Origin of the sequence: Agrobacterium sp. NPDC058088, from assembly GCF_042885035.1 — a bacterium.
Taxonomy (GTDB): domain Bacteria; phylum Pseudomonadota; class Alphaproteobacteria; order Rhizobiales; family Rhizobiaceae; genus Agrobacterium.
Genome location: NZ_JBHVSU010000001.1, coordinates 318,004 through 344,478 on the forward strand (window position 1 = coordinate 318,004; position 26,475 = coordinate 344,478).

Sequence of the window (26,475 nt, forward strand, 5' to 3'; positions counted from 1 at the left end):
GCCCTTCCGTCAGGCAAGCGTCTCGCGACCATGGGCCATGGTCAGATCCAGCTCCGGGCCGACAGGCACGATGCCGGTCGGGTTGATGGTGAGGTGACTGCGGTAATAATGTTCCTTGATGTGGCGCATATCCACCGTGTCAGGCACGCCCGGCGTCTGGTAGAGATCGCGCAGGTAACCCGTCAGGTGCGGATAGTCGTGGATGCGGCGGATGTTGCACTTGAAATGGCCAACATAAACGGGGTCGAACCGCACCAGCGTGGTGAACAGGCGCCAGTCCGCTTCCGTCTGCTCCGCACCAAACAGGAAACGTCGATCCTTGAGGCGATCTTCCAGCATATTCAGCGTTTCGAACACCTTCACGGCATTTTGCTGATAGGCATCCTGTGTCGTGGCGAAACCGGCCTTGTAGACGCCGTTGTTAACGGTGTCATAGATGACGTCATTCAGCGCATCGATCTCGGCGCGCAACGCCTCGGGATAATAATCCGCGTCCGATCCGGTGAGGTCGTTGAAGGCGGAGTTGAACATGCGGATGATTTCCGCCGATTCGTTGGAAACGATGGTGCCGCCCTTTTTGTCCCAGAGGACCGGCACGGTGACGCGCCCGGAATATTTAGGGTCAGCCTTGGTATAAACCTGCCACAATCTGGAGAAACCGAAGAGATGGTCCTCGGTCGCGCCCGGTGTGCGCTCACCTTCTGGCCGGAATTCCCAGCCGTTCTCCAGCATCAACGGATCGACGACGGAGACGGAAATCAGGTCTTCCAGTTTCTTCAGCTTGCGAAAAATCAGCGTGCGGTGCGCCCAGGGACAGGCGAGTGAAACATAGAGATGGTAGCGGTCCGTCTCTGCCGCAAAACCGCCTTCTCCTGAAGGGCCAGCCGCGCCGTCCGCTGTTACCCAGTTGCGGAATTGCGAGGCGCTGCGCTTGAAGTGCCCCTTGGTTTCCTTGGTGTCATACCAGACGTCTTTCCATAAGCCTTCCACCAGCATGCCCATGACGATCTCCTTGATTGTTTCCTTGACGCGATCCTACCTGTTTTGCGCGAGGCCGCGAACCCGCAAGGCATTGAACAATGCGTTTCCGGTCCTGCGTGAACTGAATGGGATGGCGGCGAGATTTGTTCTGGACGGGTCGTTATTTTCCTGATAATTGCGATTTTCACAAATCTGAGGAAATTGCTGACTATGATCGAACCACGGATGCTCCGACGACGCTGACGCTCCTGAACGCCCTAACCGGCGCAGCCGTCATCTATTGTCGCATCCGCATTTTGGAAGTTTCGGTCTCTTCATGTCCAAGCACGATCTTGTCTACCTCACCGAGGACGCGTCGCACGACGCCATCATCGAAGTCATCAATGAAGAAGCATTTGGTCCCGGCCGGCACACCCGTGCGGCAGCCCGCATTCGCGAGCAGGGTCCGCATGACCGGTCGCTGTCCTTCGTCTGCGCCGATGATGGCGAGACGATTGCCTCGGTGCGCATGACACCGGTTCTGGCCGGTGGCGTGAAGGGGCATATGCTTGGCCCGCTTGCCGTTCGGCCTTCGCACAAGAACAAGGGCATCGGCCGGGAACTTGTCCGGATCGCCATTGCGGCTGCAAGGCGCAAGGGCTCCGAAGCCGTGATACTGATTGGCGATCCGCCCTATTATATGCCGCTCGGTTTCGAGAAGGTCGCTTATGCGGCGCTCGATTTTCCGGGTCCGGTCGATCCGAACCGGGTGCTGGTGGTGCCAATTGGAGACGATGTTCATCAGCGGCTGAAGGGCAAGATCGGCTGGCGCAAATGCGAGGTCGTGATGCCGGCCGCGACAGCGGAAGATGAGGGTTTTGAGGAGCCTCTTCGGGTTTACGGTTGATGTAACTCTTGAAAAGAGGCTTTACGCTTCTCGCCGCAGCATCTCTTTTCCTCATCCCTGTGCTTGTCACAGGGATCCAGCCAGCCCAAGTCATTGGGGTGAAAGGATACTCTCGCCGCGCAGACGCGCGTCGGCTGGATTCCTGTGACAAGCACAGGAATGGGGGTCGCGGGTGTTTTGTCGCTCGAATACTGGAATGGCCCGCGTGTTTCGCCAGGTCGTGTAAGCGCCCTTCCACAGAATTCAATTCCGTTTCCTTCCCCCATGCGATAGCTAGGAAAAGTCGATTTCTGCAAGGGGGCGGGCATGACGGCAATCACCATGAATGATGCGCTTGAGCGCGCGGGCGCAGGCGCCTATCAACGGCGGCTGATGGGCATTTTCGGCCTCGTCTGGGCGGCTGATGCCATGCAGGTTCTTGCGGTTGGCTTCACCGCTGCCTCGATTGCCGCAACCTTTGGCCTGACGGTGCCGCAAGCGCTACAGACCGGAACGGCGTTCTTCTTCGGCATGCTGCTGGGCGCTGCTGGTTTCGGGCGGCTGGCGGACAGATATGGGCGTCGCCGTGTGCTGATCGTCACCGTCGCCTGTGACGCCCTGTTCGGCGTGCTTTCGATATTCTCGCCGGATTTCACTATCCTGCTCATCCTGCGTTTTCTCACTGGCGCGGCTGTGGGCGGCACGTTGCCGGTGGATTATGCGATGATGGCCGAGTTCCTGCCTGCGAAGAACAGGGGACGCTGGCTGGTGTTTCTTGAAGGCTTCTGGGCTGTCGGGACATTGATCGTGGCGCTGGCGGCCTGGGGTGCCAGCCTTGCCGGCGTGGCCGATGCCTGGCGTTACATTTTTGCCGTGACGGCATTTCCGGCCGTTCTGGGTCTGGGTTTGCGCTTTCTGGTGCCGGAATCGCCGCTTTACCTGCTGCGCACAGGGCGATTGGAGGAAGCCAAGGTCGTCGTTAACCGCATGCTGGTCACGAATGGCCGCGCGCCGCTAGATGTGGGAACCGGGCTTTTCCAGCCCGAGGCCGGAAAGGGACAGGGGATTTTTTCTCCTGCTTTGCGCCAGCGCAGCCTCATGATCCTCGCGATCTGGTTCCTCGTCTCCGTTTCCTATTACGGCGTCTTCACCTGGATGCCGGCGAAACTGGCGGGTGACGGTTTCGGTTTTGTGCGCGGTTATGGTTTTCTGGTGCTGGTGGCGCTGGCGCAGATCCCCGGTTATGCGCTTGCCGCCTATGGCGTTGAAAAATGGGGCCGCAAGCCGACGTTGATCGGCTTTTGCCTGCTGTCTGCGCTCGGCTGCCTGCTGTTCACGCTCGCGGTCGGGGGCGTCATGATTGCGGCTTCGCTGTTGATCATGAGTTTTGCCCTTCTCGGCACCTGGGGGGCGCTCTACGCCTTTACGCCGGAGCTTTATCCGACCGAATCGCGCGCAACCGGCATGGGAGCAGCGGGCGCGATGGCACGGCTTGGCGGCCTGTTGGCGCCGTCTTTGCTCGGTTATGCCATTGCGCAGGGTTTTGGCGTCGCAATCGGAATTTTTGCCGGTTTGCTGGTGTTGGCGGCCATAGCCGCAACGATGATCAATGCGGAAACGCGCCAGGTGGCGCTGACCTGAAGTCCAGGGCAATGGCCCGATCTTTTAGAATCGGGCCACGTCTTTCTTATCATAGCGCCGCGTAATTCACCGGCAGCCAATCATAATTGGTGCTATCGGTGCGCACGTGGCCGATTCCGGGGAAGGCGATGTGGGCGCCTGCCACCAGATACTTGCCTTCTACCGCCTGTTTGAATGCCAGATCGCGAGCAACGACCGCTGCCTTCTGGTCAACGTCGAACTCGATGGCGACATCGGGTTCATCGAACTGGAGGATATCGCCATGGGTGATGTCGCCCCAGAAGACGATTTTCTTTCCATCGCTTTCCAGAACGACGGCACTATGGCCAGGTGTGTGACCGGCGTAAAGGATTGAGCCAAGACCGGGCACCGGCGCGGCGTTATCGGTAAAGGTCTCAAATTTGCTGGCATCGATATAGGGCTGGATGCTCTCTCTCGCTTCGGCATAATATTTTTTCATCGCTTCGGGCGCTGCTTTCGCTTTTGCCTCATCCAGCCAGAAAGCGGCTTCGCGCTTGTTGACGTGCAGGGTCGCGTTGGCAAAAACGCGTTTTCCATTCGCCGACAGTCCGCCGGAATGATCGGTATGGATGTGTGTGAGGATAACGTCGTCGATCTCACTGGCCTTGTAGCCCGAGGCCTCGATATTGGCGACGAGCTTGCCAAGGCTTGCGCCGAGATAGGTGCCGGTGCCCGCATCGATCAGCACCAGCCTGTCGCCGGTATTGACCAGAAACGCATTGACGGAGGTCGGCGTCTCGTCCGGCAGGAAGGCATCCTTCAGTACCTTGGAGGCGTGTTCCGGTGTCGTGTTGGTGTAAAGCTTTGCAAGCGGCAACGCGACGACGCCATCCGACAGGGCGGTGACTTCCACCTTGCCGACCATCAGCCTGTAGAAGCCGGGTGCCTGGGTGGCAGCAAGCGGCGCTTTGGCAAAGGCGAGGGAGGGCGCAATGAAAGGGGCTGCAAAGATGGCGCTGGCGGCGCCTTTGAGAAGTGAGCGACGTGATGGCATTAAAGGCTCCTGAGTTAGGGAACGTCTTGAAACTTTCCGCACTCCAGCTAAGTGTAGGGAGGCCAGCAATCAAATCGATGTGACTTATGCGAACTATCGATCATTTCAATCTCCGTTCCTTCGACCTTAATCTTCTCGTCGCTTTCGATGCGATGATGGAAGAGATGAACGTGACGCGCGCCGCGCGGCGGCTGAAAATCCAGCAGCCGGCGATGAGCCATAATATCTCGACGCTGCGTACCCTGTTTCAGGATGAGCTTTTCATTCGCGTGGGGCAGGAGATGAAGCCAACGGCGCGGGCGCTCAATCTGGCGGGACCGGTGCGGCAGGCGCTGAGACAGGCGCAGGCGGCGGTTATGACCGCTGACGTCTTCGATCCAGCGACGGAGCGCCGGACATTCCGCCTCGGCATGTCGAGCGAGGTCGAGCTGTTGCTTTTGCCGGATCTGACGGCGCGGCTGCGCGAAATCGCACCCGGCATCCGAATCCTCGCCCGCAACGGGCAGGAGCAGGAAATCACGGCGATGCTGGACACGGGCGTGATCGACATGGCTGTTGGATGCACCTATTCGAAGGAGCAGCGGCACCATTGCGAGCCGCTTTATTCCTCCAGCGTGCTTTGCTGTTTTAACCCGGCTTTGCTTGATCTGCCCAATCCCGTTGGACTGGACGACTATCTGTCAGCCAAGCACGCGGTGATATCGCAGACAGACAGCCTGCACGGCTGCATCAAGGACGCGCTGGAACTGAGCGGATTGGAGATCGACGTCGTTGCCGCCGCACCGGATTTTCTCTCCGTGCTGGCCACGGCACGGTCATCAGCCGTGCTTGCGACGGTCTCCTCGCGGATCGCGCAGCGTTACGCTCCGATGCTGGGGCTCGAAACAAGCCCGGTGCCGGTGACGTTGAATTTCCCGCCGGTAGCCATGGTCTGGACCTTGCAGACCGATGCGGATGCCGGCTCCGTGTGGCTGCGCCAGCAGATCCGCGCCGCCATGGGCCGAACGGCTGAGGCTAGTCTGGCGGGAATCGCCGCTTAGAGACTAAAATCGCTTCTCCAGCCAGGTGATCGACTGGCCGCTGGAAAGCGGCCCGAGCGCGCCGATCTTGGTGAAGCCGTAACGCTCATAGGTTCTGAGCGCATCCGGGTTCATTGTGTCGATATAAGCGCCGACGCAGCCGCGCTTTCTTGCCTCATCTTCGGCCATGGACAGAAGTTTCGAGGCAGTGCCTTGTCCGCGCATTGTCTCCGGCACGAAAAGAAGCTGCACATAAAGCCAGCCGCGGGCGGTGTGGCCAACCAGGCCGCCGGTGACGGTATTGTCTTCATCGCGAATAGTGATGGTGAGCTCGCGTTTGTCGCTCTCGCCGAAGCGGGCGATGTTGTAGGCCACCAACGGCTCCCGAATTGCCTTTTCGACTTCCGCGTCGGCAACATCGCTCAAAATGAAATTCATGCCTGTTCTCCAGACGCCGGGTGGCGACCGCTTTCGGTTTCACGCTGGAGACGGAAAACCCGACGCTGGCGCCAGGCCGAGGGCTTTACCGGCCTTCACGCCACCAGAGCGCGGAGAAGGCAAGGAGCAGGGCGCCGAGCCCGGCAAAACCGGCAAAGAGCGGCAGGGTGTTGACGCCTTTCAGTACCGTCTCGTCGGTCATGCGTATCAGCATGCGATCCTCATCGGCAACCCTGATATCGCCGCGAACCGGCAAAATATCCGGCAATGCGATGCGGCCGGAATTATCCGCCACACGATGCACGCTGCCCTTCGTGGCATCGGCCAGCGGTTTCAGCGTTTCGGTCGTTGAAATCATTGCCTTGAATTCGGGTGCGTCCACCGCGCCGACATGCACGAGAGTGGTGAAATCGCCATTTTTGATCTCGAACAGGCCGGTTTCATCCATGCGGCGTTCGATTCTGTAGAGACCGGGCTCGCTGCTGGTGAACGCCATGTTCTCCGTCTTGCCGGAAGGGAAACGCACGCTGGCCTGACCGGGATCGTCGCCGATGGTCTGGCGGGTGATCTGCAGGGTGCGGCCGTTGGCGCGCGCCGTCAGTGCCTCTTCCTCAAGCTCGGGTTCTTTCATCAGCCAGTGGGCGATGCGGCGGTAAAGCGCCACATGCGGGCCGCCGCCCTCATAACCACGCGCCCAGAGCCAGCCCTGATCGGACAACAGCATGGCGACACGGCCTTCACCCTGCCGGTTGAGCACCAGCAGCGGGTCCTGACCATCTCCCAGCATCACGGTTTGGCCCTGCGGCGGGTCGACGCTGATGGTGCGGAACCAGCGGCCCCATTGGGGCGGCTCGTTGCCCGAGCCTTCAAGCCCGCGGGTGACGGGGTGTTTCTTGCCCGCTTCCGAAAGGCGCGGGTAGAAGGCGGCCTGATGCACCTGACCGGTCGGCTGCGCCGGCAGCACGGAGGCGAGCGGTGTCATGGCGATCGAATCCTGACCAGCATGTTCCGGCCCGGCGGCAATCAGCAGCGCGCCGCCTTTTTCGACATATTGGGCGATGTAATCATAATAGAGGATCGGTAGCACGCCGCGATGCTGGTAGCGGTCGAAGATGATGAGATCGAAATCATTGATCTTCTCAACGAACAGCTCGCGGGTAGGGAAGGCGATCAGCGAGAGTTCGTTGATCGGTGTGCCGTCCTGCTTTTCCGGTGGGCGCAGAATGGTGAAATGCACCAGATCGACCGAGGCGTCGGATTTCAGGAGGTTGCGCCACGCCCGTTCGCCGGCGTGCGGTTCGCCGGAGACGAGCAGCACGCGCAGGTTCTGGCGGATGCCTTCGATCAGGTGAACGGCGCGGTTATTGGCAACAGTCACTTCGCCCGGGATCTCGGCGACGGAAAACTCCATGACATTGTTGCCGCCGCGCGGAACCTTGAAATTGAATGGTGTCGGCTGGCCGGGGGTGGCCTGTAGCGTGGCGATTTCCTCACCGTTCATCTTCACGGTCACTTCCGCCGAACCACCGCCGGCGGGGCGACCGTCGTCAAAGACGCGCAGCGTCAGTTGCTGTTCCTCGTTGACGATACCGAAGCGCGGGGCGCGAACGATCTCGATACGGCGATCGAACTCATCCGCCTTGCCAGTGATCAGGCCGTGCACGGGCGCGCGGAAGCCGAGCGCCTGCTCGGCGTTTGGCAGGGCGTTCGGAATATCGTGAATCTGGCCGTCGCTGAGGAAAATCGCGCCACCCACGCGGGAAGGCGAGACATCCGAAACGGCGGAGGACAGCGCCGAAAAAAGCTGGGTCGAGGGCGAATCGCTCTCGCCATTATCGCGCACTTCAACGATACGCGGCTCGATGCGCGGGAAGCGGGACAGCCGGTCTTTCAGCGCGTTCAAGGCGGTGTCCGTCATCTGCGGCCGGTCCTGCACGTCCTGACTCTGCGAGCGGTCCACGATGACGGGCACGATGGTGGAAAGCGGTTCGCGTTCCTCTTGCGTCAGAAGCGGATTGGCTATTGCGGCGAGAAGCGCGGCGAGCGCCAGCCCGCGCAGCCATGCGCCGCGCACGCCGCGCCACAGGCCGATGAAGGAGAGAAGAAGTGCTGCGACAGCCAGAATGGCGATCACGATCCACGGCAGGAAGGGGGCGAAAGTCAATGTCATGTCACTGCCCCAACCGTTCGAGAAGTGCCGGAACATGGACCTGATCGGCCTTATAGTTGCCGGTCAGCATATACATCATGATGTTGACGCCGGAGCGGAAGGCATGTTCGCGCTGCATCTCGTCAGGCGGCACGGTGGGCAGAACCGGTGCGCCCTGCGCATCGACGGCCCATGCGCCGGCGAAATCATTGCCGGTTATCATGATCGGCGTCACTCCGTCACCGGAGGAGGAAAGGCCGGAGGTGGTCTTGGCCGCACCCTGGCGCGATTCCACCCAGAGCGGTGAGCCGTTGTAACGGCCGGGGAAATTGGTGAGCAGGTAGAAGGAGCGCGTCAAAACGTGGTCTTCCGGCACGGGCTCCAGCGGCGGAATATCGATATTGGCGAGAATCGCCTGCAGGCGTTCGCCGTTAGGGCTGGTCGCGCCGGTATCGAGCGAAGAGAACTGGTCACGCGTATCGAACAGAACGGTGCCACCGGCACGCATATACGCATCGATGCGCGAGATAGCGGCGCTGGACGGCATCGGGGCGGAGGCCGAAACAGGCCAGTAGATGATCGGATAGAAGGACAATTCGTCCTTGGAAATATCGAGGCCGACCGGCTGGCCGGGCTCCAGTGTCGTGCGCCAGGTCAGGAATTCGCTCAAACCCTGCAAACCCTGTTCTGAAATGCGGTCGACATCGTCTTCGCCGGTGCGGACATAAGCGAGATGGGTGGTTTCCAGCCGCTCGAATATCTGCTCGTCGCCGGGTTTGGGATCGTCGGCACGGGCGTCGTTTGGCGCCATGGCGGCAAAGGCACCAAGCGCCAGCAGCATTGTGGCCACTGTCGCGCTACGGGCTTTCGGCAGGCGGGCGAAGGCGCCGTTCATGAAGAGCACGATCAGGCTGTCGGCGATCAGCATCAGGAACGCAGCGATGAAGAGGGCAGGGCGCAGCGATTTCGCGGTTTCGCCGATCAAGGCTTCGCTTGACATGCTGACACCGGCGGCAGAGGTATCGAACGGGCGCAGCGTCGCACCTGCGGCTAAAAGATTGAGAGCCACGAAACCATCCTCTGTGCCGTAAAGGCCGGGAGGATTGTCGAAACCGGTGCGCGGAGGCTGGCCCGCGCGCATTTCCAGCGGCCGGGCAGTGCCGATTTCGGCAGATAGCGCTCCTTCTGCCGTCAGCAGCCGGAACGGGGGCAGGGCTGCTGCTGGGGCATTGGCGGAGGCCGAAGCGCCGCCCGCTTTCGACAGTTGCACGATACGGCGCAGCATATCGACGAAATGGCCTGAGATAGGCAGGTCGGACCAGCTCGCCTCAGCGCTGACATGGAACAGCACGATGCGGCCCGCCTGAATAGTGCGGGTGGTGACGAGCGGCGTGCCATCGGCAAGGCTTGCCCAGGTGCGTTCGGCGAGGTCCGGTGTCGGCTCGGCCAGAACCTGGCGTTTGACGAGAATGCCATCGGCTTTCGGCATGCCGGCGAAAGCGCCGAATGCAGGGAAATCGGCAAGCGGCTGTGGTTCTGCCCAGGAGAGCGCGCCGCCGAGTGCGCGTTCACCCTGTCTCAGCGTCACCGGCACCAGCGGGTCGTCGGCGGGTGCTGCGGCAAGGCGCGGCCCGGCGAAGCGGATCAAAGTGCCACCACCCGCAAGCCATTTCTGCATCGGCTCGTAGGTTTCCTGCGGCAGACGGCCGATATCGGCCATGACAATGACGGAGGGGTTGGATTGCAGGATTTCCGGGATTGCCTGCGCCAGATCGGCCTGCCGCTGCGGAATGAGATCGACAAAAGGCTGAAGCGCGCGGCTGATGTAATAAAGCGGTTGCAGCAGCGGCTGGAAATCATTGCCGGTTTCGCCCGCCAGCAGCGCCACACGGCGGCGGCGGAAACCATCATCGAGAAGATGCACGGCACCTGCCGTCGAGACGCCTTCGAGGGAGAGGCGGGCGAAATCGTTGCGCAGTTCGAACGGCGCTTCCACCGTTGCGGTGGTTTCGGCCTCGCCGGGCGCGAAGCTGGCGGCGCCGTTGGCGAGGATGCGGCCCTGGCTGTCCTGCGCATTAACGGTCAGCCGGGCGGCTTCGGTTGTGTCGAGCCGTGAAAGCGTCACGCTCATCGCATCGGCATTGTTGGTGGCGCCGGTAATGGCGGCGATAGCCTTGCCGTCGTCCTTCACCATGCGGAACTCGGTGGGGGAGAGGCTGGCGAGTGTTCGCATCGCGCTTTCATCCTGCGCGGTTTGCACGCCGTCGGTGATATAGGCGAGCGTGCCGGGGGGCGTGCCGTTCAGCGCTTCGGTTATGGCTTCAGCCGTGCGGATACGATCTGGTACGAGCGGCTTCGGCTTTGCCGCGGCCAGCTTTTCCAGTGCAACGGCTGTCGTTCCCGGCACGGCGTCATTTTCGGCGTCGGCGGTGAAACTTATGGAAACGGGGCGATCGGCCCGCTCGGCGTCGCCGATCAGGGCTTGAGCGGTTGCAATGCGTCTTTCCCAGTCGGGCGCGGAGGCCCAGCTGTTATCGACCACGAGCACCAGCGGGCCGCTGCCGGCAATGCTGTTGTTGCGTGGGTTCACCACCGGATCGGCAAGCGCAAAAATCACGGCGGCGGCGAGCGCCATGCGCAGAAGGGTCAGCCACCACGGGCTTTTAGACGGCGTTTCCTCGCGCTTCAGCACCGTTGCCAGAATCTTCAGCGGCGGAAAGACCTCCGCCTTGGGGCGCGGCGGGGTCAGCCGCAGCAGCCACCAGATGGCCGGCAGCGCCAGCAAGCCGAAGAGGATATAGGGGCTGGTGAAGACGAAAGGCAATGCGCTCATCGGTGGCCACCGCCCTGTGCCGGCGCGCCGGAGAGATACATGTGCATGGCGACCAGCGCCTCGGAAGCGAGATGGTCGGTGCGATGGAACACGAAGTTCCAGCCAAGACGGCGCAGCGATGAGGACAGCGCTTCGCGCCTTGCGAGATAGGCGCGGGTATAGTCTTCGCGAATGGTCTCGGCGCGGCCAGACACCAGTTTTTCGCCCGTCTCGGGATCACTGAATTCGGTGCGGCCGGAATAGGGAAAGGTTTCTTCAGCGGGATCGGCGACTTCCACGACATGGCCGCGCAGGCCGCGACGGGCGAGCGGTGAAATCCGTTCCATGACGCTTTTCGCATCATCCAGAAAATCGCCGATGAGAACGATGTCGCTTGCGCCACGGATCATGCCTGTTTCCGGCATGCCTGATGTGAGCGGCGCGTGCATGATGGCGGTGGCCAGACGTTCGGCGGCGTTTCTGGCTGAGACCGGCTCCATGATGCCGGGGCAACCGATGCGTTCGCCCGAGCGCGCGAGGATTTCCGCCAGCGCCAGCATCAGTACGAGCGCCCGGCTTTCCTTGGATACGGAGCCGAGGGTAGATTTGAACATCATCGACGGCGACATGTCAGCCCAGAGCCAGATTGTATGGGCCGCTTCCCATTCGCGATCACGCACATAGGTATGGTCGTCGCGGGCAGAGCGGCGCCAGTCAATACGTGACAGACTTTCGCCTTCGGCATAGGGGCGGAACTGCCAGAAATTTTCGCCGATACCGCGCTTGCGGCGGCCGTGCCAGCCTGCGGTGACGGTGTTGGCGATACGCTTTGCCTCGACCATGCAGTCCGGCACCAGAGCAGCGCGCTGGCGCGCACGCGCCAGAACTTCGCTACCCGGCGTCTTGTCTACGATCTGGCCGATGGATGCCACATGCAGTCCTTTCGCGAAAATTTAGGCCTGGGATGCGTTCAGTTCTTCGCCTGCTCCACAAGCGCTGCGATGACATCGCGCACCGACATGCCTTCGGCGCGGGCCGCAAAAGTCAACGCCATGCGGTGTTCCAGCACCGGTTCGGCCAGTGCATGGACATCGTCCAGCGATGGGGCGAGCCTGCCTTCATAGAGCGCACGGGCGCGGGCCGTCAGCATCAGCGACTGGCCGGCGCGGGGACCCGGACCCCAGACAACGTTTTTATCGGTCAGCTTGTTGCCATGGCCGGGGCGGGCGGAGCGGACGAGCGACAGGATCGCGTCCACTACCTTATCGCTGACGGGCATCTGGCGGATGAGGGCCTGGATTTCCATCAAACGTCCGGCATCGATCACGCCGCGCGCTTCGCCCGAGGCAGTGCCCGTGGTGTCGAGCAGGATCTGGCGTTCGGCGGCGAGTTCGGGATAACCGACATCGACCTGAAGGAGAAAACGGTCGAGCTGGGCTTCGGGCAGCGGATAGGTGCCTTCCTGCTCCAGCGGGTTTTGCGTCGCAAGAACGTGGAACGGTTTCGGCAGCTCATAGGTCTGGCCGGCCATGGTGATGTGATATTCCTGCATGGCCTGCAGCAGCGCTGACTGCGTGCGCGGGCTGGCGCGGTTGATTTCGTCAGCCATCAGCAGCTGGCCGAAAATCGGGCCCTTGATGAAACGAAACGAGCGGCGACCGTTTTCGTCCTGATCCATGACTTCGGAGCCGAGAATATCTGATGGCATCAGGTCCGGCGTGAACTGGATGCGGTTGGCATCAAGGCCAAGCACGGTGCCGAGCGTGGTGACGAGCTTGGTCTTGGCAAGCCCGGGAACGCCGACAAGAAGGGCATGGCCGCCGGAGAGGATGGCGAGAAGGGTGTTCTGCACCACCTTTTCCTGGCCAAAGATGACCTTGGAGACTTCCGTGCGGATGGCTGCAATATCGGAAAGGGCCTTCTCGGCCGAGGCGACGATGGCCTTTTCATCGAGGGTTTCACCGGTATTCATCACGCCCATGTCACTCTCCTCATACCTTCGTCGCTGTCACAATTGCATCCCGGTTTGCTGTCCGCGGGCCGGGGCGGATTTTGCGCTGCATATAGCTTATTGCTCTCTTGGCCGCTGACAAGCGCCATTCGAATGACTATGTCGTGACTTAGTATTTCCTTATCGGCAAAGCGAGACTCGAATATGGCAGCGGAGACGATAAATTCGGCAGGCGATGCGGCAGGGCTGGCGGCGATGATTTCCCGCGCCGCCGAACAGGCCGGCGACGCCAGGCGCGGGCCGGCCCCGGTGGAGCGCTGGAATCCGCCTTTTTGCGGCGATCTCGACATGGAAATCCGGGCCGATGGCACCTGGTTCTACCTCGGCACGCCGATTGGCAGAGCGCCGCTGGTGCGCCTGTTTTCCACGGTTCTGCGCAAGGATGAAGACGGCAAAACCTACCTCGTAACTCCTGTGGAAAAAGTTGGCATCCGGGTGTTGGATGCGCCTTTCGTTGCTGTGGAAATGAAGGTGACGGCGGGTGAGGATGATGGCGAACCGCTGCTCACCTTCCGAACCAATGTCGGCGATGTGGTCGAGGCGGGACCGGAGCATCCGCTGCGGTTCGAGATTTTCGGCGAAAACCGGGAGTTGAAGCCCTATCTTCTGGTGCGTGGCCGGCTGGAGGCGCTGATCTCGCGGGCTGTCATGTATGATCTCGTCGCGCTCGGCGACGTGATCGAAGTGGATGGTATCGACATGTTCGCCGTACGCTCGGGCGGGGTGATCTTTCCGGTGATGCCGGCCAAGGAACTTGAACGGCTTTCGCAATGACAATGACGACACTCAACGGTTTTACCGCCAGCGATTTCCGCCGCCGGGTGCTGCAGGACGGCGAGGGCGTTGCCGAGCGGGAAAACGGCGACCATGTGCTCAATCCGGGCGTGGTACTGTCCGGCAACGGCATCAAGCTGAAGGATGCCGCCGTGCTGGTGCCTGTTATCGACGATGGCGAAGATGCGCGGGTGATCTTCACGCAGCGGACATCGACACTGCGTAAACATTCCGGCCAGATTTCCTTCCCGGGCGGCGGCATCGATGCCGAAGACCGCACGCCGGAAGAGGCGGCGTTGCGCGAGACTGAAGAGGAAATCGGTCTATCTCGCTCCTTCGTGGAGACGGTCGGGCGTCTGCCGGATTATATTTCAGGCACGGGTTTTCGCATCAAGCCGGTGCTGTCGATCGTTCGCCCCGGCTTTGAACTGACGCTTAATCCAACGGAAGTGGATGAGGTTTTCGAGGTGCCGCTGTCCTTTTTGATGGACCCGGCGAACCACAGTCGCGGCAGCCGCATCTTTCAGGGGAAGGAGCGGTTTTTCTACGAAATGCCCTATGGCGAACGCTACATTTGGGGCATTACGGCGGGCATCGTCAGGACGATTTACGAGAGGTTTTATTCATGAGCAGCCTTGCCGGGCGGGACTGGTTCGAAAAACCGGCGCTGAAGCGCATCTTCGCGCTTCTGAACGCCGATGGCGGCGAGGTACGGATCGTTGGCGGCGCGGTGCGCAATGCGCTGATGGACCTGCCGGTCGTCGATGTCGATATGGCAACGACGCTGACCCCTGATGTGGTGGTTGCGCGGGCGAAGGCGGCGGGCATCAAGGTCGTGCCGACCGGCATCGACCATGGCACGGTGACGCTTGTCATCGATGGCGAGGGCTACGAGGTGACGACGCTACGCCGTGATGTCGAGACCAATGGCCGCCACGCCCAGGTGGCTTTCGGCACCGACTGGCAGACCGACGCGGAACGGCGGGACCTCACCATCAACGCTCTCTACGCTGACGAGAAGGGCGAGATTATCGATCTCGTCAACGGTCTGTCGGACATTGAAGCGGGAACAGTGCGTTTCATCGGCGATGCGGCGATGCGTATTTCCGAAGACTACCTGCGGATTCTCAGGTTTTTTCGATTTTTTGCCCATTACGGCTCCGGCCGTCCCGATGCCGATGGTTTGCGGGCGAGCGCGCGTGCCAAGGACAAACTTGGGACACTTTCGGCTGAGCGGGTCTGGAGCGAGACGAAGAAGCTGCTGGCCGCCCGCGATCCCTCCCGTGCGCTTCTGTGGATGCGCCAATCGGGCGTTTTGACGGAGATTCTGCCCGAGACGGAAAAATGGGGCATCGACGCCATTCACGGACTGGTGGCGGCGGAACAGGCTCTTGGCTGGAAAGTGGACCCAATGCTGCGGCTTGCCGCCATCGTGCCGCCGGACAGGGACAGAGTCGCTAAGCTTGCTACGCGGCTGCGGCTATCGAAGGCCGAGGCGGGGTATTTGATCCATTGGGCCTCTGCCCCTGCCGTCGATCCCGAGATGAAGGAAACGGCGTTGGACCGGCTGCTTTACCGGCAGGGTGTCGAGGGTGTGAAGGCGCGGCTGAAACTCGCGCTGGCTTCGGCGCGTGCCGATCTTTCGGCCGGTGATGTGGCCATGCAGAAGGTTGCGCGTCTTTCGACGCTGCTGGCGAGGGCGGAAAAATTCCAGAAGCCAGGATTCCCGCTCAGCGGCGCAGATGTGATGGCGGCAGGTGTGGACGCCGGTCCAAAGGTGGGCGAGGTGCTGAAAAGCCTCGAGGAAAAGTGGATCGACGTCAATTTCTCGCTCGACCGGGCAGCGCTGACCGCCCGGTTAAAGGAAATGCTGGAGAATTGAAGTCGCAGCAGCGAAAGCGTTGCTGCCTAAGCCGCATTCGCCTCGTCGCGGATGCGGGCCTTAATGTTTTCGATCATGTTTTCGCGGATGACAGTTTCGCCATGGGCGGAGCGCATATGGTCCACCGTGCGGCGGACAACTTCAGCGTCGTCATCTGCGCGTGTATGCCAGGCGCAGCCCGGCACAAGCGTTCCACATTCAAACAGTCTCATGGTCTTGCCTCCCTGTTCAAGCGGGGAACAGCATTGACATGAATGCTGTCCCTCCGAAAGAAACGAACGTTCGCCGCTTATGTTCCAGAGCGGCGTCCGCCGGGCCTGTTCAGGCCCTTATTCGGGCATTGCCCAGCACTGGAAAACAGAGGAAGTGCCAGCGGCCGGGATTTTTGTGTGAGGCATTTCGTCATTATCGGCACGCTTCACCGTCTTTCCGGCCAGCGTGCGCTTTACCTGCTCGACATAAAAGGAATGCGGCAGTTCGCGATCGCCCGTAGCACGCATTTCCGCGGCCAGGCGGTCAATCAATTCGGGGGTGTCGATGGATTGCGGTGCTTCCTTAGGGGAAGCAGAAATAGGCATGCTGTTCGAAGTAATCATGACGATAGCTCCTCCAGTACGTCTGCGGGAGGAGACTATCATTGCCTTGATTTTTCCATAAGTCCTAATTTGCGCTATTTGCGACAAAATGGCTGATGAGCGTCAAATTTGCGTGAGGTTTTTAAGGCCAGCGCACCACCGGCGGCAGCGACGAGAGGATCGATTCGACGTTGCCGCCGGTCTTCAGACCGAAGATGGTACCGCGGTCGTAAAGCAGGTTGAATTCCACGTAACGGCCGCGGCGGATAAGCTGCTCGTCGCGGTCCTCTTCCGTCCAGTTCTGGTTGAAATTGGATCGCACGATTTTTGGATAGACCAGATTGAAGGCGCGGCCGACATCCTGCACGAAGGTGAAATTGGCGTCCCAGCCGCCTTTTTCCTCATCAGGGTGCAGCCAATCGAAAAAGATGCCGCCGGTGCCGCGTGGCTCGTTACGGTGCTTCAAGAAGAAATAGTCGTCGCACCAGTTCTTGTATCGCGGATAGTCCGCGACCGGGTGGCGGTTGCAGGTGATTTCGAAGGCGCGGTGGAACAGCTGGGTGTCTGCGTCCTGCTGCGTCCGTCTGCGGCCGAGCACCGGCGTCAGATCCGCACCGCCGCCGAACCAGTGGCTGGTGGTGACGACCATGCGGGTATTCATATGTACGGCCGGGACGTTGGGATTGACCGGATGGGCAATCAGCGAAATGCCTGACGCCCAGAAGCGGGGGTCTTCTTCCGCGCCGGGTATCTGCTTGCGGAATTCCGGCGAGAACTCCCCATAGACGGTGGAGGTGTGCACGCCGACCTTCTCGAAGACGCGGCCTTCCATCATCGACATCTTTCCGCCGCCGCCTTCGCCATTGTCGCGCAGCCAGTCCTTCTGCACGAAGCGGCCGGGCTCCTGATCGGACAAGGGACCGGCGAGCTCGTTTTCGAGCGTTTCAAAGGAGGTGACGATGGTGTCGCGCAGGTGCTGGAACCAGGCTTGGGCAACGGCCTTCTTGTCTTCAATGTCCTCGGGCAAGCCCTTCGGCAAGATTGGCCGTTCCATGTCTTATCTCCTGCGATGAAGTCCGTTCCCTGCCGCGTCTAGCAGGTGTTTGCGCTGCGCACAAATTCGACTCGCCAAGGCGGCGCGCCGCTACTATCTTTATCGATCTAGGTGCCAGAGGTGAATATCATGACGAAATTTGCCGGACCGCCGCCCCTCGACGGGCTGAAGCGCAGGATCGCCAATCACCGCAGGGAACGCGAAAGCGCCGGCGGTGAGCAAAAGCGTGACGGCATGTTCGTGCGCCAGACCTTCTGTCTTGGGCGCGAAGAGGCACGCGCCAAGGCGCGCGAATGGTTCGACAGCTTTCCCAAGGCCGCCTATTGGACGGAAGTGGAAAGCTGGCGGCAGCTGGAAGGCGACCGCATCGAATTCACCATGCGGCGTTTGCCTTCGGCCGATTGAATTTTAGAAATGCTCAGGCACGTGGTTCGGCGTAACGCAGGCGGCTTTCGATCAGCACGCCGCTTTCATCGAGAATGGGATGCGCCACCGTCACGATATGGGCGTTGATGCGTTTCAGGTCGCGCAGCATGTCGAGATGCAGCGAGCTGGTCTGCATGCTTTCCGTCAGCCCGTCACGCAGCCGCTCCAGATGGCGGTTGGACGATTGTTTTTCGAGGCGGCGTATATCCACCTTGCTTTCCATCAGCCGGCGGGCGAGCTCAAAATCGCCGGTGACGAGAATGCTCTGGGCAGCGCGCAGGTTCTCGATGGTCATGTCGAACAGGGTCTTCAGCTCCTCATAACCGTCATCGGAAAATTTGAAGCTGTTCAGCACCTTCTTGCGGATCTGCTCGCAGATGCCCTTTTCGATGATGTCGCCGATATGTTCGAGATTGATGGCATAATCGATGATGGCGATCGAACGGCGCGCTTCCTCGTCAGTCAACCCTCTGCGGCCCAGTTGGGAAAGATAGACCTTCACCTCCTGCTGGCGGCGATCGACCTTGCTTTCGAGCAGGGACACTTCCTGAAGCGGCGCCAGATCATTGTGCTTGAAGGCGTTTTCGGCGCGGATCAGCATCCGCTCGATGCTGTCGCCGACGCTCAGGACTTCGCGGGTGGCGTTGGCGAGTGCCACGACGGGCGTATCCAGCGCCTGCTGGTCGAGAAAATTCGGACCGTCTTCGGCTTTCGGATCGCCGGGTACCAGCTTCGCCATCAAATCGGATATCAGGCCGGAGAAGGGCCAGGCGAGTGTCGCCAGAATGACGTTGAAGATGAGGTGCGCATCTACAGGCAATTTGGCGGGTGAGAGCGGCAATTGCTGCAAATACGTTGCGCCATAGGAGGCGAGCGGCATCGCAATCAGGCAGCCGATGGTGCGCACGACAAGATTGCCAATGGTAATGCGACGTGCGGAGGCGGGGCCGGAGAGAGTGGCGACGACGGGCGGAATGGCGCCGCCTAAATTGGCGCCGAGGATGAGAACGATGATGAGGCCGGTGGATAGCGTGCCGGTGGCGGCCAATGATAGAATGAGCACCACGACGGCTAGGCTGGACGACGAGACGAAGGCCAGCACCGCGGAAAAGATCAGCGCAACGGGCCATGCGCCGTCGAGCAGGCCTATGAAAACGCCAAGCGCCGGCGAAGCGCGCATCGGTTCGGTCGCGCCGCTCAGAAGATGCAACGACAGAAGCATGAGGCCGATGCCGATCAGCGCCGTCCCGCCACCCTGTCTGGCGTTGGAACTGCCTTTTTTCAGCACGATGCCGGCAAGGATCAACAACGGCGACAGCCATTCGACGCCGGCGGCCACGATCCATGCGGTAACTGCGGTGCCGACATTGGCGCCGAGCAAAACCACCTGCGCCATGCGTGGCTTGATGAGGTCACGCTCTGCAAAGGAGGCCACGGTGAGTGCGGTCGCCGTCGAGCTTTGCAGCGCGACTGTGGCGAAGAAGCCGGAAAAGAAGGAGCGGGGACCACTCTGGGTACCGGTGGCCAGCACGCTTCGGAGTTTCATGCCGAAAGCACGGGTTACGCCGTCCTTCACCTGGGCAAGGCCGAAGAGCAGCAGCGCGACGGCGCCGAGAAGGTTGACGATGACAATGGTGGATTGCATGCGACGTCTCCTCACACCCGCCGGCGGATGGTTCCGGCGAGCACGATTTTTGTTGTCCGGCTAATCAGTATAGGAGAGTGAACGGCTTCGGTACAGGCCGGGTTGCGACAGTTTTGACGCGGAAATGGTCAAATGTTGTATTTGCACCAAAATATGGCGTTAAAAATGACGCTCACGCCCATACGGTTTGCCGCAAAGCCTCGCCGGTGACCATGGCCGCCGACATGGCGACGTTGATGGAGCGCTGGCCTTCGACCATCGGGATGATGATTCGCTCGTCCGCCCTCTCATGCACCTGGTCGGGTACGCCGGCGCTTTCACGGCCAAACAGCAGAATGTCATCCGCGCGATAGGTGATTTTCGTATACGGCACCGCAGCTTTGGTGGAGGCGAGAACCAGACGGCGGCCGGTTGTTGCTCGCCATTCCTCGAAGCGGTCCCAGCTGACATGGCGGGTCAAGGAGGCAGCCGCAATATAGTCCATGCCGGCCCGTTTCAGATTCCGATCCGAAATATCGAAACCTGCGGGCTCGATAATGTCGACGCCGAGACCGAGGCAGGCGGCGAGCCGCAGCATGGTTCCGGTATTGCCGGCAATATCGGGCTGGTAGAGGGCGATCCTGATTGTCTGCATGGTCTCCTGATCCATGTTTCGTGGGCGAACCCAGATGGCGCTGCTGCCCGTAAACCGGATGGGGAAATCCGTGCCTGTATGCGGTTGCACTTTTTTAAGGCAGGCGGCTGGCGTTTCGTCTTCTTTTGCGATAAAAGAGCGGCGTCTTCAACACCAGCCAAAGGAGGTTCCCATGCCAAATGACATTCGCATTCGCCTCCCGGCCCCAGTGGTTCGCCTGCTGGCTTAGGTGGTATTCCGCGGCGCTGCCGCGTCTCCCGTTTTTAAATTCACCATGTGGCTGTTGTGGCCATGTTAAAAGACTTTTCCGTTTCGTCGTGAGCCCTATTTGTGTCCGCTCACCATGCCACGATGGAGCGATTGATTGCCGGAGCTTGGCCTATGTTTGGCTGGTTTGAAAAACGCCTCGATCCTTTTCCTGCTTCGGCGCCATCAGTGGCGCCACAGAAGCTTTTGCCGTTCCTGTGGCACTATGTGAAGCCCGCCTGGCCGTGGCTGCTGCTGCTTGGCCTGATGTCCATGGGCATCGCCATTGCCGAAGCCATGCTTTACAAATTCCTCGGCAATATCGTCGACTGGCTGTCCACGGCCAATCGCGAGACGTTTTTTGCCGATGAGGGGTGGCATCTGATCGGCATGGCCGGGTTGGTGCTTATCGTGCTGCCGCTGATGGGCGCGGTCCACACCATGACGATGCACCAGACGTTGGCCGGCAATTTCGGCATGATCGCACGCTGGAAAATGCATCGTTTCCTGCTGCGCCATTCCATGAACTTCTTCGCCAACGAGTTTGCCGGCCGTGTTTCCACCAAGGTGATGCAGACGGCGCTGGCGATCCGCGAAGTGGCGCTGAAGGTGATCGACGTCTTCGTCTACGCGATCAGCTTCGTCATCTCGATGCTGTTCATGGTCGCGGCGGCGGACTGGCGGCTGGTCATTCCGCTGCTGGTCTGGCTCGGTATCTATATGACCATCCTTGCTTATTTCGTGCCGAAGCTCGGCCGGCTGGCGCAGGAACAGGCCGATGCCCGCTCGATGATGACGGGGCGGATCGTCGACAGCTACACCAATATCTCGACGATCAAGCTGTTTTCCCATGCGGGCCGCGAGGAAAGATATGCGCGCGAGGGCATGAACGTGTTTCTTGGCACGGTTCATCGCCAGATGCGCAAGATTTCCGGCTTCAACATTCTGATCGACCTCAACAATGCCGTGGTGCTGTTTTCCACGGCCGCCCTTGGTCTCTATTTCTGGATGCAGGGTTCGGTCACCGCCGGTTCGGTCGCTATTGCCATCAGCCTTGCCATGCGCGTCAACGGCATGTCGCAGTGGATCATGTGGGAAGTCACTTCGCTCTTCGAAAATATCGGCACGGTCTATGACGGCATGTCGATGATGACGAAGCCGCATGACATCGTAGACGTTCCAAAGGCGCCTGAGCTTGCCGCCCCGCAGGGCGCCATCCGTTATGACAACGTCCGCTTCCACTATGGCAAGAACAAGGGCGTGATCGACGGGCTGACGCTGGATATCAAGCCGGGCGAGAAGGTTGGTCTTGTCGGTCGTTCCGGTGCGGGCAAGACGACGCTGATGAACCTGCTTCTGCGCTTTTATGATCTGGAAGGCGGCCGGATCACCATTGACGGGCAGGACATTTCCAAGGTGTCCCAGGACAGCCTGCGCGAGTTGATCGGCGTGGTGACGCAGGATACGTCGCTGCTGCATCGCTCGATCCGCGACAACATCGCTTATGGCCATCCCGAAGCGACCGACGAGCAGGTGGTTGCGGCGGCGAAGCGGGCAAACGCCTGGGACTTCATTGAGACGCTTGTCGACATGCATGGTCGCCAGGGTCTCGATGCGCAGGTGGGTGAGCGGGGCGTCAAGCTCTCCGGTGGTCAGCGCCAGCGTATCGCGATCGCCCGGGTTTTCCTCAAGAACGCACCGATCCTGGTGCTTGACGAGGCAACCTCGGCGCTCGATTCGGAAGTGGAGGCCGCGATCCAGGAGAACCTGTTCGCGCTGATGGAGGGCAAGACGGTGATCGCAATCGCCCATCGCCTTTCGACTCTGACTGAAATGGACCGGCTCATCATTCTCGACAAGGGCCGGATCGTGGAAGCGGGCAGCCATGCGGAACTAGCGGCAATGGGCGGCATCTATGCCGACCTCTGGCGACGCCAGTCCGGCGGCTTCATTGCCGATCACGAGGCGGAAGTGGCCGCGGAGTAAGGAAAAGACGGAGGGCGGGGAACAGGTTTCCCGCCCTCAGGTTGACAACAAAGGCTGAAAACCTCACCTCCGTCATGCTCGGGCCTGTCCCTAGCATCTGCCACCGTTGAATATTGGACAGGTGGTTAGATCCTCGGGACAGGCCCGAGGATGACGCCCGGCGTGAAGGAAGGTTGTCATCAGTCTCAAGCCGGTGGAACATTCCCCGCCCTTTTTCATTTCCCGAACGTTACCGAAATATAATCTCTTCCCGAAGCCGCTGCGGCTGTTCCCGCCCCGGGAATCCGCCTATATCCGGATCATGGTCATTACCCGCATCTTCGAGTATTTCGAGAACTGGATAAAGCCCTTCGCCCGCAAGGACGATTTGCGGCCGCCTGAAAGCACGTTTGCCTTCATCTGGTTTTATATCTCGCAGGCGAAGGCGCCGTTTTTCGCCATGCTGGTGCTCGGCGGGCTGACGGCGGCAATCGAAGCGGCGCTGTTCTGGTTCGTCGGGCGGCTGGTGGATATTCTCTCGACGGTGAAACCGGAAGAGGGCTGGGCGGGGCTGCTTGCGGCCCATGGCGGTGAGCTCGTCGGCATGCTGGTGCTGATCGGCATTGTGCGTTTTATCGTCACCATGATCACGGCGCTGGTGGATCAGCAAATCATTACGCCGGGTTTCTACAATCTGGTACGCTGGCAATCCTATATGCATGTGGCGCGGCAATCGCTGACCTTCTTCCAGAACGATTTTTCCGGCCGCATCGTTACCAAGGTCTGGTCCGGTGGTCAGGCCGCTGGCGATCTTGTGACCTCGTTGATGGAAAGCGTCTGGTTCGTCGGCATCTATTCCGTCTCGATGCTGTTCCTGATCGGCGGGCTGGATTGGCGGCTGGCTGTCGTCGTCCTTGTCTGGGTGCTGATCTTTTCGGCGCTGGCGCGTTATTTCGTGCCGCGCATCCGTTACCATTCACGGGAGACGGCGGAGGCCGCTTCCATGCTCTCCGGCCGCATGGTGGATGCCTACAGCAATATCCAGACGCTCAGGTTGTTCGGGCGCGATGATGCCAATGACCGCTACATGCGGCAGGGCTTCGATATCTTCCAGAAGGCGACCATGACCTTCACCCGGTTCATCACCGGCGTTCGCGCCTCCATGGCGTTGCTATCAGGCGTGATGATCACCTCCATGGCGGCGCTCTGCATCGATCTGTGGCTGTCCGGCAGGATCAGTTCCGGTGCTGTGGCTTTCACGCTGGCGCTGGTGCTGCGGCTCAACTTTCTGCTTGGGCGGCTGATGACGCAGTTCAACGGCATCATGCGCAATTTCGGCACGGTGCAGAATGCCGCCGAATTGATCTCACAGCCGATCGGCCTCGTCGATGCGCCCGACGCGGCAGTGCTCGAGGTGAGAAAGCCAAGCATCCGCTTTGAGAATGTCAGCTTCCATTACGGTCGGGCGAATGGCGTCATCGACAATCTCAATCTCGAAATCAAGGCCGGGGAAAAGGTCGGAATCGTCGGGCGTTCCGGCGCCGGCAAATCCACGCTCGTCAACCTGCTCCTGCGGTTTTACGATGTCGAGAAAGGCCGCATCCTGATCGACGATCAGGATATAGCCAAAGTCACGCAGGAATCGCTGCGTGCCCATATCGGCATGGTCACGCAGGATACCTCGCTGCTGCATCGTTCTATCAGAGATAACATCATGTTTGGCCGCACGGACGCCACCGAAGCGCAATTGCAGGAGGCGACACGCCGGGCCAAGGCTGATGATTTCATCACAAGGCTGGAAGACCAGCGTGGCCGCACCGGTTTCGACGCGCATGTGGGCGAACGCGGCGTGAAGCTGTCGGGCGGCCAGCGCCAGCGCATCGCAATTGCCCGTGTAATGTTGAAGGACGCGCCGATACTCGTGCTCGATGAGGCGACGTCGGCGCTCGATTCGGAAGTGGAGGCGGCGATCCAGAGCAATTTGGATGAGCTGATGCAGGGCAAGACAGTTCTGGCCATCGCCCACCGCCTATCGACGATTGCCGCTCTTGACCGGCTGATCGTGATGGATCGGGGCCGTATCGTGGAACAGGGCACCCATACCGAGCTTGTCTCGCAGGGCGGGCTTTATGCGGAGCTGTGGGCGCGCCAATCGGGTGGCTTTCTCGCGGCAGATGATGTCGCGGCGCAGCTTTCCTCGAGTTGAGTGCCGTTTCGGAAGTTGTAATTGAAAGTTGTCAATTACCACGGATAAATTGTTAAAGACAATTATAATGCAATTGTTGATTTTATAATAAGCGGGTAATTTCTTGTTTAGCACCCTATGAGAGAAAAAACTATCAGCGGCAACCGCTGTGGGGTTTTTTGGGGTTGAGTCATGAATTTTCTAAGGATCCGCGTTTTGTTGCCGGCATTGTTCGGCATCACGGTGGTTTTTTCGCTCATCCAGGGCGTAGCCAGCATCTTATCGGTCGATGAGATGGAAAAGCAGGCCGACAATATTGTGCTTCGCATGGAGAGGTCTCTTGCGATTGCAGATCTCGGAGACAGGCTTGGCGATATCCGTCGCAATTATCTGACTGTCATGACGGCTACGACGCCGGAAGCACGCAACGCACTTTTTCAGCGTACACTCCAGGCACAAGAAGAGCGGGCCAAAGCCTTTGAGGCCTATGCAGCTGGGTTGAAGATTCCGCATATTCGGGAAAAATTCGAGCGGCTGAGCGCTGCCGTTACAAACTATGAATCGATGGGCGCCGAACTCAAGAAAATGATTGTTGCCGGTGATACGGATGGCGCCACCGCTCTCATCGGCCGGATGACTCCGGTTGGTAACAGCGCCGGCGCCCTGCTGAAGGACATGATTGAGGCTAACCGCCAACTCGGTCTGGATGACAAGCGGGCAGCGGAGGAGACGGGGCGGTTTGCCTTTACCCTGTCGCTTGCCGCGATGATTATCGCGTCTGCCGTTGCCGCTGCCGCCGCTGTCTTCAGTTTCATACATATTTCGCGACCAATCACCGATATCACCTTCGCCATGAACGGACTTGCCGCGGGTGATAAAGACAGCGCTATTCCGCACTCAGGCCGCAAGGACGAAATCGGCGAAATGGCTGCCGCCGTTGCCGTTTTTCGCGACAACGCCATTGAACGCGAGCGTCTGGAACAGGAGACCGAGGCCAATCGCAGCCTCAGCGAGCGCGAGCGACTGGAGCATGAAGCACAGAAGGCAAAGGAAGCGGACGAAATCCGCTTCGCCGTGGAAAGTCTAGGCGCCGGGCTGAAGCAGCTCTCCCAGGGTAATATGACCTGCCGTCTGAACGTTGCCTTTGCCGAGCGGCTTGACGGTCTGCGTGGCGATTTCAACGAATCCGTCGCCACGCTGCAGGCGGCGCTGCGTTCGGTCGGGGAAAACGCCCGGGTCATCGATGCCGGCGCCAGCGAGATTCTCGCAGCGGCCGGCGATCTGTCGCGGCGTACGGAACAGCAGGCCTCGTCCGTGGAAGAAACTGCGGCGGCGCTGGAGGAGGTAACCACGGCGGTGAAGGATTCGGCCCATCGTGCCGGGGAAGCCGGACGTCTGGTCGAGCGCGCGCGGGAAAGTGCCGAAATGTCCGGCCAGATCGTTACACGCACAGTGCTCGCTGTGCAGGACATTGAAAAATCTGCAAACGAGATCAGCAACATCATCAGCGTTATCGATGAAATTGCGTTTCAGACCAATCTTTTGGCACTGAATGCCGGCGTGGAGGCTGCGCGTGCGGGCGATGCCGGCAAGGGGTTTGCCGTGGTGGCGCAGGAGGTGCGTGAGTTGGCGCAGCGCTCGGCCACTGCCGCCAAGGAAATCAAGGTTCTGATCAACCGTTCCGGTGAACAGGTGCGCGAAGGCGTGACGCTGGTGGGCAAGACAGGGGAGGCGCTCGCGGGGATCGTGGACGAGGTGCGGGAGATCAACCGCCATGTCTCATCCATCGCCGTTTCCACGCGGGAGCAGTCGACCGGGCTTTCCGAAATCAACGCCGCGGTCAACCTGATGGACCAGGGCACCCAGAAAAATGCTGCCATGGTGGAGCAGACGACGGCGGCAAGCGACAGCCTTGCCTCGCAGGCAACCGCCCTCAACCGGTTGCTGACGCAGTTCACCCTTCAGGAGAAGGCCGAGAGCGTCGTTGCAGCAGGCCCTGCCTCGGTGCCGCAACCCTCACCGGCGCGCGCGATGGGTCAGAGAATCGCCGCTGCCTTTGGCGGGCGTCAGGCTGCTGTGGGTGACTGGACGGAGTTCTGAGTGACGTTTCCGTCTAGGGAGCAATAATCAGCGGCGGCCTACGGGCCGCCGTTTCGTA

The 26,475-nt window shown here is 60.4% G+C and carries 22 protein-coding genes; 10 read left to right on the forward strand and 12 right to left on the reverse strand.

The features are described from left to right. Positions 1-9 precede the first annotated feature (9 nt). Positions 10-1,002, reverse strand: a complete 993-nt coding sequence (locus ACFVTJ_RS01595) for a glutathione S-transferase family protein (RefSeq protein WP_386904049.1) — start codon at positions 1,000-1,002, stop codon at positions 10-12. A gap of 295 nt (positions 1,003-1,297) precedes the next feature. Between ACFVTJ_RS01595 and ACFVTJ_RS01600 the strand changes: the two genes are divergently transcribed. Both ACFVTJ_RS01600 and ACFVTJ_RS01605 read left to right on the forward strand, forming a co-directional pair. Next, positions 1,298-1,867 carry a GNAT family N-acetyltransferase gene (locus ACFVTJ_RS01600; RefSeq protein WP_386904051.1) on the forward strand — a complete coding sequence of 190 codons (570 nt, stop codon included), beginning with the start codon at positions 1,298-1,300 and terminating at the stop codon, positions 1,865-1,867. Between the two features lie 306 nt (positions 1,868-2,173). Continuing rightward, on the forward strand, positions 2,174-3,487 hold the full coding sequence (locus tag ACFVTJ_RS01605) for an MFS transporter (RefSeq protein ID WP_386904053.1): 1,314 nt from the start codon (positions 2,174-2,176) through the stop codon (positions 3,485-3,487). A gap of 49 nt (positions 3,488-3,536) precedes the next feature. Here ACFVTJ_RS01605 and ACFVTJ_RS01610 read toward each other — a convergent pair whose 3' ends face one another. Then, positions 3,537-4,502 carry an MBL fold metallo-hydrolase gene (locus tag ACFVTJ_RS01610; protein ID WP_386904055.1) on the reverse strand — a complete coding sequence of 322 codons (966 nt, stop codon included), beginning with the start codon at positions 4,500-4,502 and terminating at the stop codon, positions 3,537-3,539. A gap of 86 nt (positions 4,503-4,588) precedes the next feature. Here ACFVTJ_RS01610 and ACFVTJ_RS01615 point away from each other — a divergent pair, with 86 nt between their 5' ends. Then, positions 4,589-5,542: a LysR substrate-binding domain-containing protein gene (locus tag ACFVTJ_RS01615; RefSeq protein WP_386904057.1), complete on the forward strand. Its 954-nt coding sequence runs from the start codon at positions 4,589-4,591 to the stop codon at positions 5,540-5,542. Positions 5,543-5,545: 3 nt separating this feature from the next. On the opposite strand, the gene ACFVTJ_RS01620 is transcribed toward ACFVTJ_RS01615, so the two are convergent. From ACFVTJ_RS01620 to ACFVTJ_RS01640, 5 genes are all read right to left on the reverse strand, one after another. Continuing rightward, positions 5,546-5,959, reverse strand: a complete 414-nt coding sequence (locus ACFVTJ_RS01620; protein ID WP_386904059.1) for a GNAT family N-acetyltransferase — start codon at positions 5,957-5,959, stop codon at positions 5,546-5,548. An 85-nt stretch (positions 5,960-6,044) separates the two neighbouring features. Continuing rightward, positions 6,045-8,129 (reverse strand): hypothetical protein, encoded by a 2,085-nt coding sequence (locus ACFVTJ_RS01625; RefSeq protein WP_386904061.1) that lies wholly within the window; start codon positions 8,127-8,129, stop codon positions 6,045-6,047. Between the two features lies 1 nt (position 8,130). Continuing rightward, complete coding sequence (locus ACFVTJ_RS01630) at positions 8,131-10,941, reverse strand: DUF4159 domain-containing protein (RefSeq protein ID WP_386904063.1); 2,811 nt, start codon at positions 10,939-10,941, stop codon at positions 8,131-8,133. Then, a complete protein-coding gene (locus ACFVTJ_RS01635) occupies positions 10,938-11,852 on the reverse strand; it encodes a DUF58 domain-containing protein (protein ID WP_386904065.1) in 915 nt (304 codons plus the stop codon). The genes ACFVTJ_RS01630 and ACFVTJ_RS01635 overlap by 4 nt, the downstream gene beginning before the upstream one ends. Positions 11,853-11,890: 38 nt before the next feature. Continuing rightward, the gene (locus ACFVTJ_RS01640; protein WP_386904067.1) at positions 11,891-12,901 is read right to left on the reverse strand and encodes an AAA family ATPase; all 1,011 of its coding nucleotides are present in this window, start codon (positions 12,899-12,901) and stop codon (positions 11,891-11,893) included. A gap of 174 nt (positions 12,902-13,075) precedes the next feature. Between ACFVTJ_RS01640 and ACFVTJ_RS01645 the strand changes: the two genes are divergently transcribed. The 3 genes from ACFVTJ_RS01645 to ACFVTJ_RS01655 are packed head-to-tail and all read left to right on the forward strand — an operon-like array spanning position 13,076 to position 15,587. Beyond that, positions 13,076-13,705, forward strand: coding sequence for a DUF1285 domain-containing protein (locus tag ACFVTJ_RS01645; protein ID WP_386904068.1), 630 nt, complete (start codon positions 13,076-13,078; stop codon positions 13,703-13,705). Next, positions 13,702-14,334: an NUDIX hydrolase gene (locus tag ACFVTJ_RS01650; RefSeq protein ID WP_386904070.1), complete on the forward strand. Its 633-nt coding sequence runs from the start codon at positions 13,702-13,704 to the stop codon at positions 14,332-14,334. The genes ACFVTJ_RS01645 and ACFVTJ_RS01650 overlap by 4 nt, the downstream gene beginning before the upstream one ends. Further along, positions 14,331-15,587: a CCA tRNA nucleotidyltransferase gene (locus ACFVTJ_RS01655; protein WP_386904071.1), complete on the forward strand. Its 1,257-nt coding sequence runs from the start codon at positions 14,331-14,333 to the stop codon at positions 15,585-15,587. Before ACFVTJ_RS01650 ends, ACFVTJ_RS01655 begins: the two co-directional genes overlap by 4 nt. A gap of 26 nt (positions 15,588-15,613) precedes the next feature. On the opposite strand, the gene ACFVTJ_RS01660 is transcribed toward ACFVTJ_RS01655, so the two are convergent. From ACFVTJ_RS01660 to hemF, 3 genes are all read right to left on the reverse strand, one after another. Further along, positions 15,614-15,799 carry a DUF1059 domain-containing protein gene (locus ACFVTJ_RS01660; RefSeq protein ID WP_386904073.1) on the reverse strand — a complete coding sequence of 62 codons (186 nt, stop codon included), beginning with the start codon at positions 15,797-15,799 and terminating at the stop codon, positions 15,614-15,616. Positions 15,800-15,916: 117 nt separating this feature from the next. Then, on the reverse strand, positions 15,917-16,183 hold the full coding sequence (locus tag ACFVTJ_RS01665) for a hypothetical protein (protein WP_386904075.1): 267 nt from the start codon (positions 16,181-16,183) through the stop codon (positions 15,917-15,919). A 121-nt stretch (positions 16,184-16,304) separates the two neighbouring features. Beyond that, positions 16,305-17,216 (reverse strand): oxygen-dependent coproporphyrinogen oxidase, encoded by a 912-nt coding sequence (hemF, locus tag ACFVTJ_RS01670; RefSeq protein WP_386904077.1) that lies wholly within the window; start codon positions 17,214-17,216, stop codon positions 16,305-16,307. Positions 17,217-17,345: 129 nt separating this feature from the next. On the opposite strand from hemF, the gene ACFVTJ_RS01675 reads away from it, so the two are divergent. Then, positions 17,346-17,621, forward strand: a complete 276-nt coding sequence (locus ACFVTJ_RS01675; protein WP_080790104.1) for a hypothetical protein — start codon at positions 17,346-17,348, stop codon at positions 17,619-17,621. Between the two features lie 13 nt (positions 17,622-17,634). Here the strand turns inward: ACFVTJ_RS01675 and ACFVTJ_RS01680 are convergent, their stop codons facing one another. Continuing rightward, positions 17,635-19,287 (reverse strand): Na/Pi cotransporter family protein, encoded by a 1,653-nt coding sequence (locus ACFVTJ_RS01680; RefSeq protein ID WP_386904079.1) that lies wholly within the window; start codon positions 19,285-19,287, stop codon positions 17,635-17,637. A 172-nt stretch (positions 19,288-19,459) separates the two neighbouring features. Beyond that, the gene (locus ACFVTJ_RS01685) at positions 19,460-19,921 is read right to left on the reverse strand and encodes a tRNA (cytidine(34)-2'-O)-methyltransferase (protein ID WP_386904081.1); all 462 of its coding nucleotides are present in this window, start codon (positions 19,919-19,921) and stop codon (positions 19,460-19,462) included. Between the two features lie 381 nt (positions 19,922-20,302). Between ACFVTJ_RS01685 and ACFVTJ_RS01690 the strand changes: the two genes are divergently transcribed. The 3 genes from ACFVTJ_RS01690 to ACFVTJ_RS01700 all read left to right on the forward strand — a co-directional run bounded on the left by ACFVTJ_RS01690 (position 20,303) and on the right by ACFVTJ_RS01700 (position 26,417). Continuing rightward, the gene (locus ACFVTJ_RS01690) at positions 20,303-22,153 is read left to right on the forward strand and encodes an ABC transporter ATP-binding protein (protein ID WP_386904083.1); all 1,851 of its coding nucleotides are present in this window, start codon (positions 20,303-20,305) and stop codon (positions 22,151-22,153) included. 193 nt (positions 22,154-22,346) lie between these two features. Next, entirely contained in the window at positions 22,347-24,338 is a 1,992-nt protein-coding gene (locus ACFVTJ_RS01695) for an ABC transporter ATP-binding protein (protein WP_386904085.1), read from the forward strand. A gap of 171 nt (positions 24,339-24,509) precedes the next feature. Further along, positions 24,510-26,417, forward strand: coding sequence for a methyl-accepting chemotaxis protein (locus tag ACFVTJ_RS01700; RefSeq protein WP_386904087.1), 1,908 nt, complete (start codon positions 24,510-24,512; stop codon positions 26,415-26,417). Positions 26,418-26,475: the final 58 nt, after the last annotated feature.